This window comes from Niallia oryzisoli, assembly GCF_036670025.1.
GTDB classification, from domain to species: Bacteria; Bacillota; Bacilli; order Bacillales; family Cytobacillaceae; genus Bacillus_BD; species Bacillus_BD oryzisoli.
Genome location: NZ_CP137640.1, coordinates 2534202 through 2551569 on the forward strand (window position 1 = coordinate 2534202; position 17368 = coordinate 2551569).

The 17368-nt window shown below is 36.8% G+C and carries 14 protein-coding genes and 2 pseudogenes; 9 read left to right on the forward strand and 7 right to left on the reverse strand.

Features of this window, described 5'->3' with window-relative positions:
* Nucleotides 1-502: 502 nt before the first annotated feature.
* Both R4Z09_RS12665 and R4Z09_RS12670 read right to left on the reverse strand, forming a co-directional pair.
* On the reverse strand, nucleotides 503-1396 hold the full coding sequence (locus R4Z09_RS12665) for a VanW family protein (RefSeq protein WP_338452641.1): 894 nt from the start codon (nucleotides 1394-1396) through the stop codon (nucleotides 503-505).
* A gap of 287 nt (nucleotides 1397-1683) precedes the next feature.
* Complete coding sequence (locus R4Z09_RS12670; protein ID WP_338452642.1) at nucleotides 1684-1998, reverse strand: hypothetical protein; 315 nt, start codon at nucleotides 1996-1998, stop codon at nucleotides 1684-1686.
* A 362-nt stretch (nucleotides 1999-2360) separates the two neighbouring features.
* Here R4Z09_RS12670 and R4Z09_RS12675 point away from each other — a divergent pair, with 362 nt between their 5' ends.
* The 3 genes from R4Z09_RS12675 to R4Z09_RS12685 all read left to right on the forward strand — a co-directional run bounded on the left by R4Z09_RS12675 (nucleotide 2361) and on the right by R4Z09_RS12685 (nucleotide 5862).
* Nucleotides 2361-2591, forward strand: a complete 231-nt coding sequence (locus R4Z09_RS12675) for a hypothetical protein (RefSeq protein WP_338452643.1) — start codon at nucleotides 2361-2363, stop codon at nucleotides 2589-2591.
* 69 nt (nucleotides 2592-2660) lie between these two features.
* On the forward strand, nucleotides 2661-4853 hold the full coding sequence (locus R4Z09_RS12680; protein ID WP_338452644.1) for a PBP1A family penicillin-binding protein: 2193 nt from the start codon (nucleotides 2661-2663) through the stop codon (nucleotides 4851-4853).
* Between the two features lie 382 nt (nucleotides 4854-5235).
* Nucleotides 5236-5862 (forward strand): isochorismatase family cysteine hydrolase, encoded by a 627-nt coding sequence (locus tag R4Z09_RS12685; RefSeq protein ID WP_338452645.1) that lies wholly within the window; start codon nucleotides 5236-5238, stop codon nucleotides 5860-5862.
* A gap of 276 nt (nucleotides 5863-6138) precedes the next feature.
* On the opposite strand, the pseudogene R4Z09_RS12690 reads toward R4Z09_RS12685, so the two are convergent.
* Together R4Z09_RS12690 and R4Z09_RS12695 are read right to left on the reverse strand one after the other, a co-directional pair.
* Nucleotides 6139-6299, reverse strand: a pseudogene (locus R4Z09_RS12690) (recombinase family protein); the annotation flags it as partial.
* A 48-nt stretch (nucleotides 6300-6347) separates the two neighbouring features.
* Entirely contained in the window at nucleotides 6348-6971 is a 624-nt protein-coding gene (locus R4Z09_RS12695; RefSeq protein WP_338452646.1) for a M23 family metallopeptidase, read from the reverse strand.
* Between the two features lie 391 nt (nucleotides 6972-7362).
* Between R4Z09_RS12695 and R4Z09_RS12700 the strand changes: the two genes are divergently transcribed.
* Nucleotides 7363-7896: a hypothetical protein gene (locus tag R4Z09_RS12700; RefSeq protein ID WP_338453264.1), complete on the forward strand. Its 534-nt coding sequence runs from the start codon at nucleotides 7363-7365 to the stop codon at nucleotides 7894-7896.
* 145 nt (nucleotides 7897-8041) lie between these two features.
* Complete coding sequence (locus R4Z09_RS12705; RefSeq protein WP_338452647.1) at nucleotides 8042-9322, forward strand: ArgE/DapE family deacylase; 1281 nt, start codon at nucleotides 8042-8044, stop codon at nucleotides 9320-9322.
* 1736 nt (nucleotides 9323-11058) lie between these two features.
* Here R4Z09_RS12705 and R4Z09_RS12710 read toward each other — a convergent pair.
* Both R4Z09_RS12710 and R4Z09_RS12715 read right to left on the reverse strand, forming a co-directional pair.
* Nucleotides 11059-11439: an aspartyl protease family protein gene (locus R4Z09_RS12710; protein ID WP_338452648.1), complete on the reverse strand. Its 381-nt coding sequence runs from the start codon at nucleotides 11437-11439 to the stop codon at nucleotides 11059-11061.
* Nucleotides 11436-11684 carry a hypothetical protein gene (locus R4Z09_RS12715; protein WP_338452649.1) on the reverse strand — a complete coding sequence of 83 codons (249 nt, stop codon included), beginning with the start codon at nucleotides 11682-11684 and terminating at the stop codon, nucleotides 11436-11438. Before R4Z09_RS12715 ends, R4Z09_RS12710 begins: the two co-directional genes overlap by 4 nt.
* 555 nt (nucleotides 11685-12239) lie before the next feature.
* Between R4Z09_RS12715 and R4Z09_RS12720 the strand changes: the two are divergent.
* From R4Z09_RS12720 to R4Z09_RS12730, 3 genes and pseudogenes are all read left to right on the forward strand, one after another.
* Nucleotides 12240-13353, forward strand: a pseudogene (locus R4Z09_RS12720) (RNA-guided endonuclease InsQ/TnpB family protein).
* A 155-nt stretch (nucleotides 13354-13508) separates the two neighbouring features.
* A complete protein-coding gene (locus R4Z09_RS12725; protein WP_338452650.1) occupies nucleotides 13509-13931 on the forward strand; it encodes a GNAT family N-acetyltransferase in 423 nt (140 codons plus the stop codon).
* A 321-nt stretch (nucleotides 13932-14252) separates the two neighbouring features.
* Nucleotides 14253-14684, forward strand: coding sequence for an SRPBCC domain-containing protein (locus R4Z09_RS12730; protein ID WP_338452651.1), 432 nt, complete (start codon nucleotides 14253-14255; stop codon nucleotides 14682-14684).
* A 282-nt stretch (nucleotides 14685-14966) separates the two neighbouring features.
* Here R4Z09_RS12730 and R4Z09_RS12735 read toward each other — a convergent pair whose 3' ends face one another.
* Nucleotides 14967-15734 carry a SurA N-terminal domain-containing protein gene (locus R4Z09_RS12735; RefSeq protein WP_338452652.1) on the reverse strand — a complete coding sequence of 256 codons (768 nt, stop codon included), beginning with the start codon at nucleotides 15732-15734 and terminating at the stop codon, nucleotides 14967-14969.
* Nucleotides 15735-16096: 362 nt separating this feature from the next.
* Here R4Z09_RS12735 and R4Z09_RS12740 point away from each other — a divergent pair, with 362 nt between their 5' ends.
* Nucleotides 16097-16756: an AraC family transcriptional regulator gene (locus R4Z09_RS12740; RefSeq protein ID WP_338452653.1), complete on the forward strand. Its 660-nt coding sequence runs from the start codon at nucleotides 16097-16099 to the stop codon at nucleotides 16754-16756.
* The last annotated feature ends 612 nt before the right edge of the window (nucleotides 16757-17368 follow it).

Consider the following 17368-nt stretch of genomic DNA (forward strand, 5'->3'; position numbering starts at 1 on the left):
TGGTTTAAAGGCACTATAGCATTTCACCAATCCAAAAGCAAATAATGGCTTGAAAATAAGGATCTGTTAAACGATATTGTTGATTTTCTTCTTAAGCTAAACCAGTTATTAATTGAAGAAGGAAATATGATTAACAAGAAAGAATAAGAAAAGAATCATTAATATGGGGAGGGTGGAAACGATTAAAGCAGCTATATTTGATTTAGATGGAATATTGCTAATAGGGATGAATCAGTTGAAATGTTCATAAATACTCGATATGACAGGTTAAATAAATTGGTAGGTCATATTCCGATGGAGAAAGTGGTAGAAAATGGTCTTTCCCCTGTGGTCGACCAACTCATTGAAACAGGAAATCTTTGACTAAATATTGCTGAATTTTTCTTGAATTTTAGCTTTTTCACTAGTATTGTTTTCACTTAACCCTAAACGAGGGCGGTTAGTTAAAAAAGAAAAATCCAATCTCTTTCATGATGGAAACGAAAAATCCCCAAAGTAATCTTTACTTGGGGAGATGTCGTACATAAGGAAGGGATGGAACTTCCTTCGGAGAATATGTAATTACATCAGAAGAATAGATTTCAATTATTATTTTGTTTTTTAACGTTTTTGCAAGGATAAGTATAGGTTGATTGTAATCATTTTTAAAGATTAAATCAGGTCCATTCCAACTTATAGTGGCATCCCGCTTTGGTGGAACGTATGAAACCTCTCGACTGTGTGAATAGCGCTGAACAACATTTAATCCTGCATTATCAACTGCATTAAATAGGGTAGATGATACTTGACAAATTCCGCCTCCAATATCTTCTGAAAATTCTCCTTTTACTATTACAGTGGCAGGCATATATCCTTTTCCTGCTGTTCTTTCTCCAACCACTTTATTAAAGGAAAAAGTTTCACCTGGAAAAAGAACAAAATTATTAATAGCTTTTGCAGCAAGATAAATATTGTTTTTTCTCTCTTTGTTACTGGAATTGAAGAATGTGACATACTCCCCAATCTTTTCACTTCTAATATTTCCAAGTAATTCACTGTCGACCTTGGGATAAATGGCTTCTAAGGGGACTTCTAATTTAGATGAACCATTATTAAAATAATACGAGAAAATTTTTTCCGTGAATACTTGGCGGTTTAAACGATAACCCACTTGTTCTGGTAAAATGTTTCCGTTATTATCTATAATTGCATTTTTAGGATTTTTAGTAACCTGTTGGTCTAAATTGTCCATGCATTTTTCAATCTTTTCTGTATCTAATATTGGCAATACAGGGAACCGCATCGAAAAGTTAGTATGGTTGACAACGGAAATTTGATGACAGTTTTTAGTGACATCTTCTAGCATGTTCACTTGTTGTGAGAAAATTATTAGCCCAAGCATCCAACTGAAATTCATTTGCATAAAACCTCCCTATTCTAATTATGATTAAAAATCTCCTTTTCATGTAATTGGAGCTGTACTTTTATTAAGGTCATTTCTGGAAAGGAATCCTTTTGCTGCAAATATTGTGAAGAAATGTATTTAAGGTAATGGGGGTGCAAGAGTTTAAGATCCATCTGCCTTTTTTGGTGGCTTTTCTTTTTGTAGTAATGTGGCGGGTATGTTCAATGACACTGTAAAAGATAAAGTGAACAAATAAAAAGAGACAGTATACCACGCTGCCTCTTTTGGTATTGTTAAGATTATTTAATCTCCTCTCGTGTAATGATTCTATGTTTTAATTCTAAATTCATATCTAAAATGCCTATGACAATTTGATTATCTTCGGTCACTGTTATGTATCTAAAATAATAATCATCAGATATCAACAAATCGTTGTCATTCGTTGTTTTTTCCATTTTGGCAAATACATCTACTGTGTATTCAAGTTGGAAAAAATCATCCAATCCTTTACTAGAGCTCCCAACCCAGTTATATAGAAAATCTTTCAGTGTGATTTGTTCAATCACCGATAATTGTTTCTTGAATTTTAACTTATCTACTGTTACGCTTATCATCTTCCCACTCCTTAACGAGTATTAATTGTATATACTGAGGCTTTTACCAACAATGCCATTTGCGTAACTTTCAGTTTACAGTTTAGTTACAAGCCTAATATCAACCCAAAAAACACACTTCTACTCTTGTTTTTGAATTGTAGGTTTGTGAAAAATACACTTAAACAATAGAGCAGGTTTGTTGAATAAGAATGTGCTGCTGCGGCAGCTCTTTTTTATTTTTGTAAAAAAATAATACCCCATATACCCCCGCAAAGTTAAGAGTTGTTACGAACCTATATAATGGGCTCAAGTAAATTAACATCCAACTGTAGATTTGTAGAGCTTGATCAAATTTGTAAGTTTTATATGAGGGAGTTAGTATGAAGGAATTTATAGTTTGTTATACCTTAGAGGATGATATTAAACGAGAAAGAATAATGAAAGAGGCAGATATTAGTAAGGAGCAAGTTATACAAGAAATAATAGAAAAGATTGAACAGCGCAAATGCTTTCTTACGAAAGGTGACCATGGGGATTATTGGATCAATCGTTCTTCAATCCGTTATATAGGAGTTCATGAAAAAGATGACCCGAAAATTTATTCACATTAAACGATAATATCGGCACAGGCTTTTTATCGTAAATTAACTTTAATTATCTTTAAATGGGAGAGAACATGAATGTCAGAAGAAGAGTATCAAACTCGTGAGGAACGAAAAAAAGCGGAAAAAATAAACCAAAATAAACAAAAAAGTATTGGAATACTGAAAAAAGGATCGTTGTTAAAAAAAATAGTCATTGTCTGTTTGGTACTCGGTCTTGTATCAACAGGAGCAGGAGCCATTACGTTCGCTTCAATGATTATGGGTACACCTACTTTAGATTCTTCTAAGCTACTTGATCCACTTTCAACTAAATTTTATGATAAAGACGGAAATTTCCTTTATGAATACGGGAAGGAAAAACGGACAAAAATTACTTACAATCAAGTGCCAAAAGTGCTGGAACATGCCTTTATTGCCACCGAGGATTCCCATTTTTACGAACATTTTGGGATCGACCTCAAAAGGACAACTAAGGCGATTTTGGTGAACGTAACCGGGGATTTCGGATCTCAGGGAGGTAGTACGATTACACAACAAGTCATTAAAAATTCTATGTTGTCTTCAGAGAAAACACTGAAACGTAAAGTGCAAGAATGGGACTTAGCGTATCAGTTGGAAAAAAAATATTCCAAGCATGACATCTTAATGATGTATTTAAATAAAATCTACCTTGGAAATGGCTCTTACGGAGTGGCTGCAGCAGCGAAGAATTACTACGGTATTGAGTCCAATGATTTGAAAAAAATGACGCTTGCGCAGGCAGCGATGATAGCTGGACTGACACAGAGTCCGAATAATTATGATCCAACCATACCGGAAAACAAAGAGGCAGCCACGAAGCGGCGTCATATTGTCTTAAGCTCAATGCTTCGAGATGGCTATATCACGGAAAAACAAATGAAGGAAGCAGAGAAAGTTCCTGTAACAGAGGGACTTGTAGCTAAAAAAACGCAGCAAAGTATGCCTTATGAAGCATTTTTGGATGCAGCTGTTAAAGAGGTAAAGGGAAAACTGAAGGATGTCGACATCAGCGAAGACGGATTGTCGATTTATACAACTCTGGATCCAAAGGCACAGGATTTTGCGGACAAAATGTTGAATACCAGTGAAATCATTGCCTATCCAGATGCAAACTTTCAGGGAGCCTTCGTTTTTTTAGATACCAAAACAGGTGAAGTCAGGGCAATTGGGAGTGGTCGAAATGACTATAAAGCTCAATTCTTAGGTCACAACTTTGCCATCGATATCAAACGTCAACCAGGATCATCCTTTAAGCCGATTTTTGATTATGGACCTGCAATTGAAAACTTAAAATGGTCCACTGCTCATTTGATTAATGACCAGGAGACAACTTATTCGACGGGTCAGCCCATTTCCAACTGGGATCATCAATATCATGGAATGCTGACAATAAGGACGGCACTGCAAAATTCATATAATATCCCGGCACTGCTCACATTGAGAGAAGTTGGGATGGATAAGGCTAAGAGTTTTGCAGAACAACTTGGCATTACGTTTAAAAGTAATGAAGTATATGAATCCTACTCGATCGGCAGCAATACCGTTAGTCCTTTAGACATGGCAGGGGGCTACAGTGCTTTTGGAAACAACGGTCTATACAATAAACCGCATTTTGTCCAAAAGGTTATTTTTGCCGATGGCGCAGTCGTTAATTTTGCGGAGAAATCAAAACGTGTTATGCAGGATTACACTGCCTATATGGTAACTGATATGTTACGCACAGTCGTAAATGCTGGGACAGGAACAACTGCAAATGTTCCCGAACTGGATGTTGCCGGGAAAACAGGTACAACCAATTTTGATGAAAAAACTCGAGCTAAATATGGATACCCAAGCTCAGCTACAAATGATAGCTGGTTTGCAGGGTATACACCTCAATACACCATGGCTGTCTGGACGGGTTACGCTCAAAACGGACAGGGTAACTATATGAGTGGAGATACGACTAAAATCTCACAGTTAATGTTTAAAGCAATGATGGAAGCTTTCGGAACAGACACAGCAAATTTTCAGCAACCAGAAAGTGTCTACAGAGTGAATAATGAACTTTATATAAAAGGAATTGATTCTGCAGAAGTTCCACCAAAGGACGACAATGTAATAATTCATCCTAATAATGGAGGAATTAAAGAGGAAGAGAAACTAAATAAAGAGGAAGAAAAACTAAATAAAAAGGAAGAAAAACTGAAAAAAGAGGAAGAGAAGTCCAGTAAAAAGGAAGAGGAAAAGAAACAAAAGCATGGTTAGATAGATATTTTTTTCTTACCATTGTTCCACTTTATTAATAGGGTGATTTCACCTATTAAGACAATAGATAGTTAATCCGAAAATCTCGTCAAATTCAAAATAAACTTAACAGATTAAATACAAAAGACTGTTAGTTATACGGTCTTTTGTATGTGGAAGCAAAATCCCCCAATTATTTATGTTACATAAGAATGTGAAGAAATGTACTTAAAGTAATGGGTGCAAGAGTTGAATATCTGACTGCCATTTTCGGCGGTCTTTTTGTTTATCCGTACTTTATTGTCACTCATTAAATTCAAAATTTCATTTTCCTAAGGAATTTTTAATCAATGTAGTTCGTATAATCGATAAGTGAAAGCATAAAAAAGGTGGGAACAATTCTATGTTTAAACCAAACCCAGTGAATACTGCAATTGTTATTACTGACCCTCAAAATGACTTTTTGTCTCCAGGCGGAAGAGGATATCATTTGACAAAGGCTAACATTAAACAGAATAATACTTTAGCCAACTTGGAACTACTGTTAGGCACTGCCCGTAGTAAAGGTTATCAACTCTTTGTCTCCCCACACTTCTTATATCCACATGACTATGATTGGCAGTTTACAGGGAACGAACAAGAGATGTTGATTAGTTTGCGTGTCTATCAGAAATTAAATCAATATAGTCCTCCAACTTCGGAAGCAGATTATGTTCCAACTTTAGCTCCGTATATCTGGGACAAAACAACCGTCATTGCAACACCTCACAAGGTGGCCAGTCCTCAGACAAATGATCTGGTCTATCAACTAAGGCAACGTAGAAAAGAACAAGTAATTTTGGCTGGGGTATTATCAAACGTATGTGTTGAATCGCATATGAGAGATTTAATCGAAAATGGCTTCAAGACAGCTGTTGTTTACGATGCAACTGCCACGATTAGTGAAAACGATTTTCATGCTGCAGTTACGAACTACCGAGCTTTCAGTAGTGCTACATGGACAACACGAGAAGCCATTTCAAATATGTAATGATACTCTTAAAAAGGCATATTAAAGGGAAGATTATTCTTTGTTTAATTGTAATGTTTCAGCCGTTAGGTGCTTTCAATAACAATATCCAATAAGTCTATTCTAATTATGATATTAGTAGTTGATGTAATAAAGCTATTTTATTGGTTATATAACCAAAAAAGAAAGCAATGAGTGTGTTAAACTTTAAATTTTCTTCTTCAACGAGTGCTTTAATAAAAAAAGGTACCTATACAAAAGAGCTTGGCAATCAAACCAAGCTCCATTTCTTTTATATTAACTTGACCCTTGTTCTTTAGCTTTCGCGTATATCGTTGAACGTGGAGCACCGGTCATTTTAACAATGTCATTTATGCTTAGTCCATTGGATTCCCTTCGGCAGATAGCTTTAAAGCCTTCTTAATGTCATTCTCATCCTTCCCGACTCGGCCCAAGTGGCTACACCGTTAATCTTTATAGCATAACTCAAGATGTACACCAATTCTTCACCTATGCGGATGATATGGATATGGGTGATATTGCATTCCGAATACAGTATTCCACCAGGAATGGGTAGGGATTTGAGTTATATCAATAACCCAGTTGCAAGTTGGTATACCATTTTGGTTGTACCTCGCCATATGAACATGAGGTCCGCATGAATCACCTGATATATCGACCGTTCCAATTTGTTGCCCAATCATGATGTGATCACCTATTTTAAGACCAGGAAGTGGGCTTACATGAACATAGTGAGTTATAGATTTATCGGGTGTATCACTTCTTATACCGACAAAATTCGAATCCCTACAATTTGGATTATTACAACCACAATGGTCCCAACCGAATGATAACTGAAGGATTGTTCCTGCTTCTGCAGCGTACACTGGGGTACCTATTGAAGTAGTTATAATCTGTTGACCATTAGGACTCCGATACCACGTTGCTAAATCCTTTGCTCCTAGATGGTTAGGTCCACAATCTTTAAGCGGTCTATGTGAATTCAGCAGTCCTCTTAATGGGCTTCCCTGGTAAACATGAAATGGTGCTAAAGAATCATTACTACAATTGTTTGGATTCGAACAAATGGAATAAGGTATGTTATCGTTACCATTAATCAATGTCCCCATAGACTTTTACCTCACTTTCAACAATCTGTAATATCATATTAAAATTCAGGCGGTTGGTTCTATTCGGAATACTTTTCACAAAAAAAGGTGCATATATAGAAGGCTATGATGAGAGAGGAACAGGGTTTATAGTTCATGTAAACGAAAATGAAGAGTGGTTAGAACAGTGTCCACATGGAGAATTTGTTATTAGGAAAATAGTAAATATAGAAGGAAAATATCTATAAGAAGGGGAAATAAAACTAACCATTGTAACGCGAGATACTTTGTTATTAAGGATAAATCAAGAAACAGAGTAAAAGTATCGTAGAATTATCTTGAGGTGGTATGTGTGTTTGTTTCACCAATGTTATTGCATTAGTCTGACCGTCCGTTTGACGACAGTGAATATATTACAGAATTAAAGCTGGATGGCATTAGATTAATACTTTCAAAGTTTGATGATAAGGTAAAGTTATATACTCGCCACAAAAATGAGGTTACAGTCAGTTTTCCCGAGCTATTAACAATAGATATTCCTAATGGAACGGTTATGGATGGGGAAATTATTGTTTCTGATCCGGAAGGGAAACCGGATTTTGAAGCCATGATGTCGAGGTTCCAATCCAAAAGAAAAAATTTGGGTATTGGTACACTAACTTATGCAGTTTTTGATGTTATTCAATATAAGGGTGAATCAGTGACTCATCTTCTTTTATTGGATAGAAAGCAGCTGCTTAATGAAATTATCACCAAGGATACAAGTTTAGTTACGAAAGTTAAGTATATAGAGGGGAATGGAACGGCATTCTTTGATTTGATCAAACAGCAAGCCTTAGAAGGGATTGTAATGAAGCAGAAGTATTCTCATGGTTCGGTAAATTTGTTATTGCCTGCGATTCGGAATAACCTACGTAGGAATAAGACTCTCCTTGAACATAATTGATTCTAGATTAATTGATTTAAATAGTAGAGAGTGAAAAGAAAAAAATGCTTACCCATTTGTAACCCTAGAATATGATCTAGGCACAGCACATAGAATAGCATAGACATACTGCGGCTGATGTTGGACATGGAGGGGAAGTATTTAAATGAATACTAGAATGATCCGGCAACTGATAAGATCAAGGCAACAGGAATTAGTTGAACTTGCTTCTTCATTTATTCGAATTCCATCTGAAAATCCATCGCCCGAGTTTAAGAAGCAGTCAGCAGAAATAGGACGCCATATTAGCCGATACCTAGCAGCAAAAGGATTCTTGATTACGGAGCACCGCCGTAGCGAAAATGAACTGGTTACCGTGGTCTGTGATGCTCCCTTAACCAGGGTAACTGGTCCACGGCTCCTATTTTGTGGACATACAGATGTCGTACCTGCAGGCGATCGTTCACATTGGACCTTTGATCCTTTCTCAGGAGAAGTCAGGGCAGGTATGCTTTTAGGGCGGGGAGCCACCGATATGAAAGGGGGCTTGGCGTCACTAGTCTTTGTTGCTGGATTGCTTCAGGAATTTGCCCCTTCTCTTCATTTAAAAGGTAGCCTAGGAGTTATTGCTTCTCCAGATGAAGAGAATGGAGGTATGGAAGTGGCCTCGCTCCTGGATCAAGGATTGATTAAGGGTGATGCTTGTCTGATTGGTGAACCAACGTACCCCCGCCATCCGAATGTTGGTGAAAAGTCCATGGCATGGATGCAGGTAACCATACCAGGTCAACCCGGGCATGGCAACCAACAACCCATTACTGGAATCTCCGCCATACGAAGAGGGGCAATCGCGGTCGAAGCACTAGCGAGGCTATATGAGCTCAAGGCAACGCCTCCGGCAGAGCTTGGTCAACTTTTATACAATACTGAGTGGTTCCTGTCTCGACGTCTAGGAAATCCCTTATTGTCACAGTTGCTTTATCGTCCTTCTTACAATCCAGGTATCATTCAGGGCGGAACAAAGGTGAACGTCGTCGCAGACAAGTGCATAATTGAAGTGGATACCCGGGTTCCATTTGGTATGAAACCCGAGTTTGTACTCGATGCCGCTAGGAATCTTGTCAGAGCTGTGGCACCAGATGCCGTTGTAGAGCCAATGATGTCCTTTACTAAACCGAACTGGACCTTAGCGAATCGTCCTATTGTGCGGGCCGTAGAACGAGGAATCCAGAGTGTTCTCGGAATAAAGGAACCCGTCTACAGCACACTCTTGATTGGTTCAAGTGATGCCAGTCACTTCCGGCGCCATGGCATTGATACTGTCCTTTACGGTCCTGGGCTGCAACACACTATCCATGGATATGATGAGCAGGTTTCAGTGGAAAATTTAGTAAAATCTGCGGAGATATATGCTGAGACGGCAGTCAAGTATCTTAGGTCATTATAAATCTATTTTCACTAAACTTATGTTAAATCGTATTTGTTATTAAAGAGCAGGTGCTAATGTTCAATAAGTGCACAGGCTTTAATAGTCTTTGACCTTCCACAATGTCAGCTAATTAAATTCAAGAAAAGGGCGTGTTTCTCTAGAAATGCGTCTGTTTTCATTTAAGGGCAATACAATAAAGCCATCTTTTAAAACAATTTGGAAATTTTGGCTGAGATTGTGAAAGGTTGTACTATAACGCAGGGTTAATGAATAAGGATTACTATTTTTTATGAAATGTAAAACTTCTTCAAATTTGGAGATGGAAATTATATAGATGGAAAGGGAATCAATGATTAGTTAGTAGATGAAAAATAAATTAGAAACAAAAAAGGGCCGGTTCTTACGGTTCATCAATGGAACGTATCTTCCATAAGTTGAAACGGCAAATCCGTCCCTATGTATCAAGTGTTCCATTCAACACTAGGCATATGTTTCTATCAAAGAGGAGCTTTTATTCTTGGTGATTGATTAATTGATTTCTATCCTCTGTTTGTGGTGGCTCTTCATACCAACCGTATTTAAACAGAGAATTAACAATTTATTAAAGAATAGATAAATACAGATAAATCGACAGCTATTTGAACGCGGCTTGTCTATAATGACAAGAGTTGAAGGAGGAGAGTCAAACATTTTTAAAACCAGGGAGGTATAGAAATGGTATCTAAAAAAGTAATGGAAATTTCGGTGATGATTCAATCCTGAGAGTCCAGCTCATGTACCGATAAAAGAACCTGCTAATCCAACTGGTGAAAGCGAAAATGCAGAAAGTGGAAATGACAAAGAACTCTTTCAATGAGACTTAAACTCAGACAATCCTATGAATAAAGAAGTACCTCTCCATTAACAATTCTGTCTATTTATTTCAGTTTTCAAAGCAGCACTATTTATAGAAGACTTCCTTTTTCCATAAAAGTGATTTTGCGGGAAAAGAAAAAAATGGGGGAATTCAAAGATGGTAATGGCACTGATATTGATAAGCTTTCTAAGCACATACTTCTTGGTTTCTCAAAGTATTGTATGGTTGATTAATCTTGTTTTTAATCAGTTTTATAAATAAAGGAAAATCCTTACCAACAGTTATTGGCGGTAGGAAATGCTACCAAACTGATAAAATATGGGACGAATTCGGTTCACAGAACAGTATGTCAAAACATTTGTAATGATTGATCAAGATGAGATGTAATTACTAGCATCCCAATTTTTATTTGAAGCGACGCAAAACAATCTTTGCGTCGCTTTTCTGTGCTAAACCTTCGATTGTCCTCTTATAGAATCTTCCCTGAATCTTATTAAAATAACGGGTGCAGGTTCACTCAATACGAAAAAACGCTGCCGAAGCAACGTAATATAGCGCACCCGTTCGAACCATTTATGCTTTTTATTCTTGGTATAATAGGGTAACATGAAGGTCTTCTTAATATTTAGGTAGATATAGTTGCCAAGAAACTCCAAAACTATTAAATGCCTAAAATAAACGACCATAGAACACAACTGACTTGGAAAATTGAAGAGGGGAGTTCCTTGATGACAAATGGTTATAATATGGGGCTTAAAGAACTGGTTTAAGATTAACTAGAGAAGATCAAAAATTAGTGCAGAGAATTACTAACACTGAGATAGATTTAATGATTGAAACGGGAGACGTCCCCGTGTTTCCCCAAATATCTGGCCATTTGAGAGAATTCATATTTTGATTAATGGTTTTGAACCGATTCTAATTTTTCTAAATCAATAATAAACTTTCCATTCATTAAGATATCTAGCCCAATTAGACCATTGATTCCCCAATCATCTAAGTTTCCAAAATCCAGCTTCATTTCTGTTATTTCATACGTACCAAGCCTTATAAAATCAACTGTTTTTTGGAAAGAATATTCTTCACCGCCAATTCCGTACGAGCTAACCAAAGGATCACCATTTTCAAAGTAAATATCTATATCCTCAACAATGTCAGATGAGATAAGAGTATGAGCTGCACCAGTATCAATTACAAGCTTATCTATTTTCTTCGTTTCCCCATTATAAGAAATCGACATTTCTACTTCGAGCAAACGATTCACTATTTCTAATTTCATAGTCTTATACTCCTGAAGCCAGTTGGTTTTCTCATTTTAATCACAATATTATTTGAACCAGTATGATAAACAATGGTATTACCTTTTGATTTGAGTAACTCTTTTGTAGCTAATTTAGAATCTTCAATTACATTTATTAATGCAACATCCGTTACCACTTTTTTATCATCTTCATAGTGATAATCAAGAATATTTAGTTTTACATATTGATCGGGGTATAATTTACGAACCTCTTCCCATTTCATTGTTTATCACTCCTTGTCTTGCTTCCTATTATTACCATAACACATTCCCATTACAACTTAAATGACTGCTGCTAAATTAAGATCATCTTGATTACTACTTCTCCCATGGGCAGCAGTTCGAATACAAAAATTCATACAAATTGAAAAGTCTTTGAATACTTACATGGAACTTCATAATAGAGGTAATTCTCTAAATGAGCCAAATATCCATAGTCATGATGCTGTCAGGTGCTAGTTAACAAATTAGTTTGGAAGAGTAGTTTATTAAGCTAGTTGCAATCCAACATCGCAAGACTATGAAATTCCGAAAAACGAATGAAAAAAATGCGTTGCTTCAAAAAAGGATTAACTCATTTTTATAGAAAAATTACTTAAAGGGGTGTGATGATAATGAAACTATTTTTAACGGATCTCCGAAAGAAGTCTCTCATCCTTAAGGAATGTGAAGGGCGACAGCCCAATGAGTAGGTGGGAGATGAATTTCGGTTGGCTTTAGCCAAAATAATAGCGAATTAGGAACGAATGTTCTATAATATAACTAGGAGGTGAATAGATATGACCAAGCAAAACAAAGCTTTCAAATTTCGGTTGTTACCAAACAAAGATCAAGTTGTGTTATTTGCTAAAACTTTCGTCTGTGTTCGTTTGGTCTATAATAAGATGTTGGCAGAACGCAAGGAAACCTATGAAAAGTTCAAGGATGATAAAGAAACGCTTAGAAAGCAAAAGTTTCCGACTCCTGCAAAATATAAAGGTGAATTTCCATTCCTAAAAGAAGTGGATTCACTAGCTTTAGCAAATGCACAAATCAACTTGCAGACTGCTTATAAAAATTACTTTGAAGGAAATGCTGAATTTCCAAAGTTCAAGAACCGTAAAGCAAAACAATCCTATACGACTAATTTAGTTAATGGAAACATCGAATTAAAAGACGGTCATATCAAACTCCCAAAACTAAAACTGGTAAAAATCAAACAGCATAGGAAAATCCCTGCTGCTTATAAATTGAAATCCTGTACCATTTCCAGAACGAAGTCAGGAAAATACTATGTATCTGTTCTAACAGAATATGAAAAAGACATACAGCCCTAAAAAAATAGAAAATGTCGTTGGGCTAGATTTTGCTATGGCTGAATTATATGTGAGTAGCTAGAATGAGAAAGCCAATTATACTCGCTACTATCGTGTCATGTCAGAAAAATTAGCAAAAGCACAACGCATTCTGTCCAAGTGTAAGAAAGGTTCTGCACGTTGGAACAAGCAACGCTTAGTAGTTGCTAAATTACATGAAAAAGTAGCGAACCAGCGTATGAATTATCTTCACCACAAATCAAAAAAATTAGCTTCCAACTTTGATGCTGTCGTGATTGAGGACTTGAATATGAAAGGAATGTCTCAAGCCCTTCACTTTGGAAAAAGTGTTCACGACAATGGGTGGGGCATGTTCACTACTTTCTTAGCGTACAAGCTAAAAGAACAGGGTGAACAGCTAGTCAAAATTGATAAGTGGTTTCCTTCTACTAAAAAATGTTCTTGTTGCGGTGCAGAAAAGCCTATGTCGCTATCTGAACGCACCTATCAATGTTCTTGTGGCTATGTAGCAGAACGTGACTATAATTCAGCCATCAATATCAAAAATGAAGGTTTACGCTTACTGGCATTATCATAGAAACAAAAACTCTTGGAACAAGAGGGTTAGCTCGGTCAGTTTTCGTTGGTTGGTAAAAGTAACGATAAGTCGAGAAGCCCCCACTTCAAGCAGAACGTAAGGTTAGCAAAGTGGTGGTTAGTTCACTAAAAGAACACAGGAAGGATGTTTTCTATATGGTGACAATAGAAAAGCTGAAAAAAGGAGATATTCCGGAACTATTAGAGCTCTATAAAACGCTTATACCATTTGAAACTTCTTTGGATCGATCACTGGAAATATATAAAGAAATGATGCTCGATGAAAAATACTTTTTGTTTGTTGCGAAAGATAATAATGAAGTTGTCGGGTCTGCACTTGGTATATGTTGTATGGGTTTGGCAGTTCCTTTTTTGGTCATTGAAGATGTCATTGTTAAAGATGGAAATAGAGGAAAAGGAATTGGTCGAAAGTTAATGGAATCTCTCGATGAATTTGCAAAAAATAATAATTGTGCGTATGCCGTTCTTGTATCATCAGCTTTTCGAAAAGGTGCACATCAATTTTATGAAAAAGCCGGGTTTACAGACTCTGTGGTAGGGTTTAGAAAAGTGTATTAAAATACATTCTCTATTCTGCCTTCGGGCGCTATCCTAGAACAAGAATAAGCAATCATTTTTCATTTGAGGGCCATTTAGTTGAAAACAGCCTTTGTGAAGAAGTTCATTACAATCACTTTTTAAGGAATAGATCATGAATACTCTTCATTCCATAATGAAGTTCTACTACTTTATCATACATTAATTGATGCATGGAATAGCCGGAATGTACTGGGAACGTCTTTAAACTAAATGGGAAGAATAGTTAAACAATATCTTTATTCCTATGGTAAAATATGGTGATAGATATTTTGGTATGACCACAAAGGAGGAACAATGAAGATGCCTACATCTGAACCGGAGTTTACAATTACCCGCATCCTTAATGCCCGCCGCGAGCTCGTGTGGCGCGCTTGGACCGAGGCGAAGGAACTCGCCGACTGGTTGCCTTCGACACCTTTAGAGACCATCTCTTTCGATGTTCGCGAAGGCGGACGCTACCGCTACACGATGGTCAACATCGAGACCGGCGAGGAGTTTCTCACCGGAGGTGTGTTTATCGAGGTCGTACCTTTTGAACGGCTCGTCTTCTCCTGGGGATACCCTGATGCTCCCATTGAAGAATCCCCTATCGTGACCCTAACCCTCACCGCACAAGGCGACCGCACCGAGATGATTTTCCATCTACGTGGATTCGCTGGTCACCCCGGTGATCAGTACGTGTACGACGGGTGGGCCGATGCACTCGACATGATTGTGAAAAAATATACTTAAACAAACGGGTAGCGATTCCAGAAAAAGGTTGTCGTCCGTTTTGTTGATTGATTGCATTAAAGTGCAGGATTGATTAACAGGATTTGTTTTTTGAAAAGGTCCATCTTGTAAAGAATGATCAAATGGGGCTGTTTCTCAACCTAAAAAGCCTCATATATAGACAAAGAATCTAGTGAATAAAAAAGAAGCTGAACACTACATTTTGTAGAGATTCAACTTCTTTTTCGTTTGAAGAGGCATTTGTCAACAGCCACTTGAGCTGTTCATTATGTGTGTAACCTATTAAATCTTAATATCAATCTTCGCATTTTTCTTTAGCTCTTCAACCTGCTGAGCGAGTTTTTCTTGCTGTTTTTCCTGTTGAAGAGATTGTTCGATTTGCAGTTTTATTTCTTCAAGCTTTGGAATTTCTTGTCCAGTACTCTTTCCTTGTTCCACATATTGATCATACGTTTTTTGAATATCTTCATCGGTTATTTGAGCAGCGGGCACTTCTTTCTCAATATACTGCTTAAGTTTAATACTGTCAGCTATTTGAGTTTCAAGTGTTTTCATATCCATGCCGGATTTTTTAAGAGCAGCATCGAATTCTTTTTCAGTTTTAAACTGTTTTTTTATTTCGTCCAGTTGCTTATTAATATCCGCCTCTGAAGCTTTATAGCTTTTTTTATCGGCCTCTTGAAGAAGAAGAGTTTGTCCGATTAAGCTGTCAATTGTTTGGTTTTTCGCTTCCTCTGCAGCTTCTTTAGAAGTTGGATCTACTCCCATTTGCTGCATTTGCCCTTGTGTAGATGCTAAAGCGCTATTATAGTCGCTTCCTAAAATTTTTTTATCATTCACTATGGCAACGGTTTTCTTTTCATCGATTTGCTGTGCTTCTAATTTCTTTTGCATTTCTTCCATTTTCTTTTGCTGTTTCTTCTGCTGATCGGTTTCCGTTGTTTTTGCTTTATCATCATTTTTAGCATCTGTACTTTCTTCATTTCCACCGCATGCTGCTAAAACAACGGCCAATAGACCGGTTATTAACGCAAACATCATTTTTTTCATAATCGATCTCCTCCTTAAGCTAGAAGTAAAGTGTTCCCTAAAAAATCATCTAGTGCGAATTATAAAGATAATCCTACGAAAAAGAAACAGTACGGGCTCTTTTTTAATATTTATCACAGGAATGAAACATTTGAAAATGATAACGAATGTCTGTAAAAAAGCTCATGGTTGGGGATAGAAGGAATCACAATGAAAGTGAAAAAAGTAAATCTGGATGATACTGTAACTAATAAAAAAGAGTAACCAATTCTGTCATTCAATGTGGCAGTTGGTTACTTCTTTTTTATTTTATCTTTATAATGGGGGAGGAGAGGTGCCAAAATTACTTTACCTCTTTAATAAGAGGGGAGGAAGATATATTCATGAATCATGAAAGGACGTTAAATCTACTAAATGGACAATCAATGTATCATTTTTTTAAAAAGACTCATTTTCTTGAAGGAGAATTAATGATTCCTTTTAATGAGGCTATGTGTTATGGGGACACGTGTAATGATATATTTTCACATGAATTCATCCAAATACGTGCGAAGGTTCATCACGTTACACCTGAACAATATACGGAAATAGCTCTAAACCCATTGAAGCCGCTCTTTAGTAAAAATTTCACTCGTATTTCATTATGGTTTGATGAGGATATGTTTTGTCAGATCAATATTCTTACCGTTCTTGCCTGGCTGGACCAGACTGATTATAAGGGAAGTATTGATCTGCATATAGTCGGAGATAAGTTTGAACTTATGGACAGTTTTACTTTGAACGCTGAGGGATATTATGCTATTTACAAGCAAGTGTTGATTCAAAAGGAAATTCCTCAACATAATTTTCCAGCCCCTTTAAAAACAGGAATTGAATTATATTTAACTTATCTTAATAAAGAAAGTGACCTTATGCGGTATTTAAAAAAATACCCAGATCTATCTGAAAAAGAGCTTGTATTTAAATTAATTATGGAATTCCAACATTATGGGCTTGGCGATACTCAATATCTCGAGATCATTAGATCCTATCGTGGAAATTGAACTACTCCACCTTAATTTTCTAACGAGAATTAGAAGATGGAGATTCCTGCGAACACCGAGGCACCCCTCAGTTATTTAGCAGGCTATCCCCGTCGCACCGACGGTTAGCAGTACTAACGGCGTGAGCCTCCTGCAAATATTACAAACTTGTACATCGGACTCGCCACGCAACCTACTTTAGCTTGGTTTTCGCAACTTCGGTGTGCGTGGAGGAGAATGGTGCTTGGATATTTTACCTGACAGAGCATTTCCTGTCAGAACCCAATATATCCAGTTTTCAAAGAACAACTTACAGGAATATCATAACATGCGAACAAATGTTTTGTCTATCACCAACCGACATTCATCTCCCACTTATTTTTGGGCTACGCCATGCACAAAATTGAAGTGGGAGTTTTCTATCGGGAAAAGATAAAAGATTAATAGAACAAGAGTGATGAGAAAGAGACTAACCCTGAAAGATGTTTTTACAATTGGTTCCTAAATGCTAAAATTAGAAACATTTGGGATATAAAAATATCCTATTTCTTGAGTATGTCGACCTCCAAATGATTTGCGATTTTTACATAAATATTCTATTTGTTGTTATTTCTTTCATTCATCATTATGAAC

Bases quoted from the DNA above. Each gene is read 5' to 3' on its own strand.
- R4Z09_RS12680 (WP_338452644.1), top strand. From the start codon at position 2,661: ATGTCAGAAGAAGAGTATCAAACTCGTGAGGAACGAAAAAAAGCGGAA.
- R4Z09_RS12665 (WP_338452641.1), bottom strand. From the start codon at position 1,396: ATGAATTTCAGTTGGATGCTTGGGCTAATAATTTTCTCACAACAAGTG.
- R4Z09_RS12730 (WP_338452651.1), top strand. From the start codon at position 14,253: ATGCCTACATCTGAACCGGAGTTTACAATTACCCGCATCCTTAATGCC.
- R4Z09_RS12705 (WP_338452647.1), top strand. From the start codon at position 8,042: ATGAATACTAGAATGATCCGGCAACTGATAAGATCAAGGCAACAGGAA.
- R4Z09_RS12710 (WP_338452648.1), bottom strand. From the start codon at position 11,439: ATGAAATTAGAAATAGTGAATCGTTTGCTCGAAGTAGAAATGTCGATT.
- R4Z09_RS12740 (WP_338452653.1), top strand. From the start codon at position 16,097: ATGAATCATGAAAGGACGTTAAATCTACTAAATGGACAATCAATGTAT.
- R4Z09_RS12735 (WP_338452652.1), bottom strand. From the start codon at position 15,734: ATGAAAAAAATGATGTTTGCGTTAATAACCGGTCTATTGGCCGTTGTT.
- R4Z09_RS12725 (WP_338452650.1), top strand. From the start codon at position 13,509: ATGGTGACAATAGAAAAGCTGAAAAAAGGAGATATTCCGGAACTATTA.
- R4Z09_RS12685 (WP_338452645.1), top strand. From the start codon at position 5,236: ATGTTTAAACCAAACCCAGTGAATACTGCAATTGTTATTACTGACCCT.
- R4Z09_RS12715 (WP_338452649.1), bottom strand. From the start codon at position 11,684: ATGAAATGGGAAGAGGTTCGTAAATTATACCCCGATCAATATGTAAAA.
- R4Z09_RS12675 (WP_338452643.1), top strand. From the start codon at position 2,361: ATGAAGGAATTTATAGTTTGTTATACCTTAGAGGATGATATTAAACGA.
- R4Z09_RS12695 (WP_338452646.1), bottom strand. From the start codon at position 6,971: ATGGGGACATTGATTAATGGTAACGATAACATACCTTATTCCATTTGT.
- R4Z09_RS12670 (WP_338452642.1), bottom strand. From the start codon at position 1,998: ATGATAAGCGTAACAGTAGATAAGTTAAAATTCAAGAAACAATTATCG.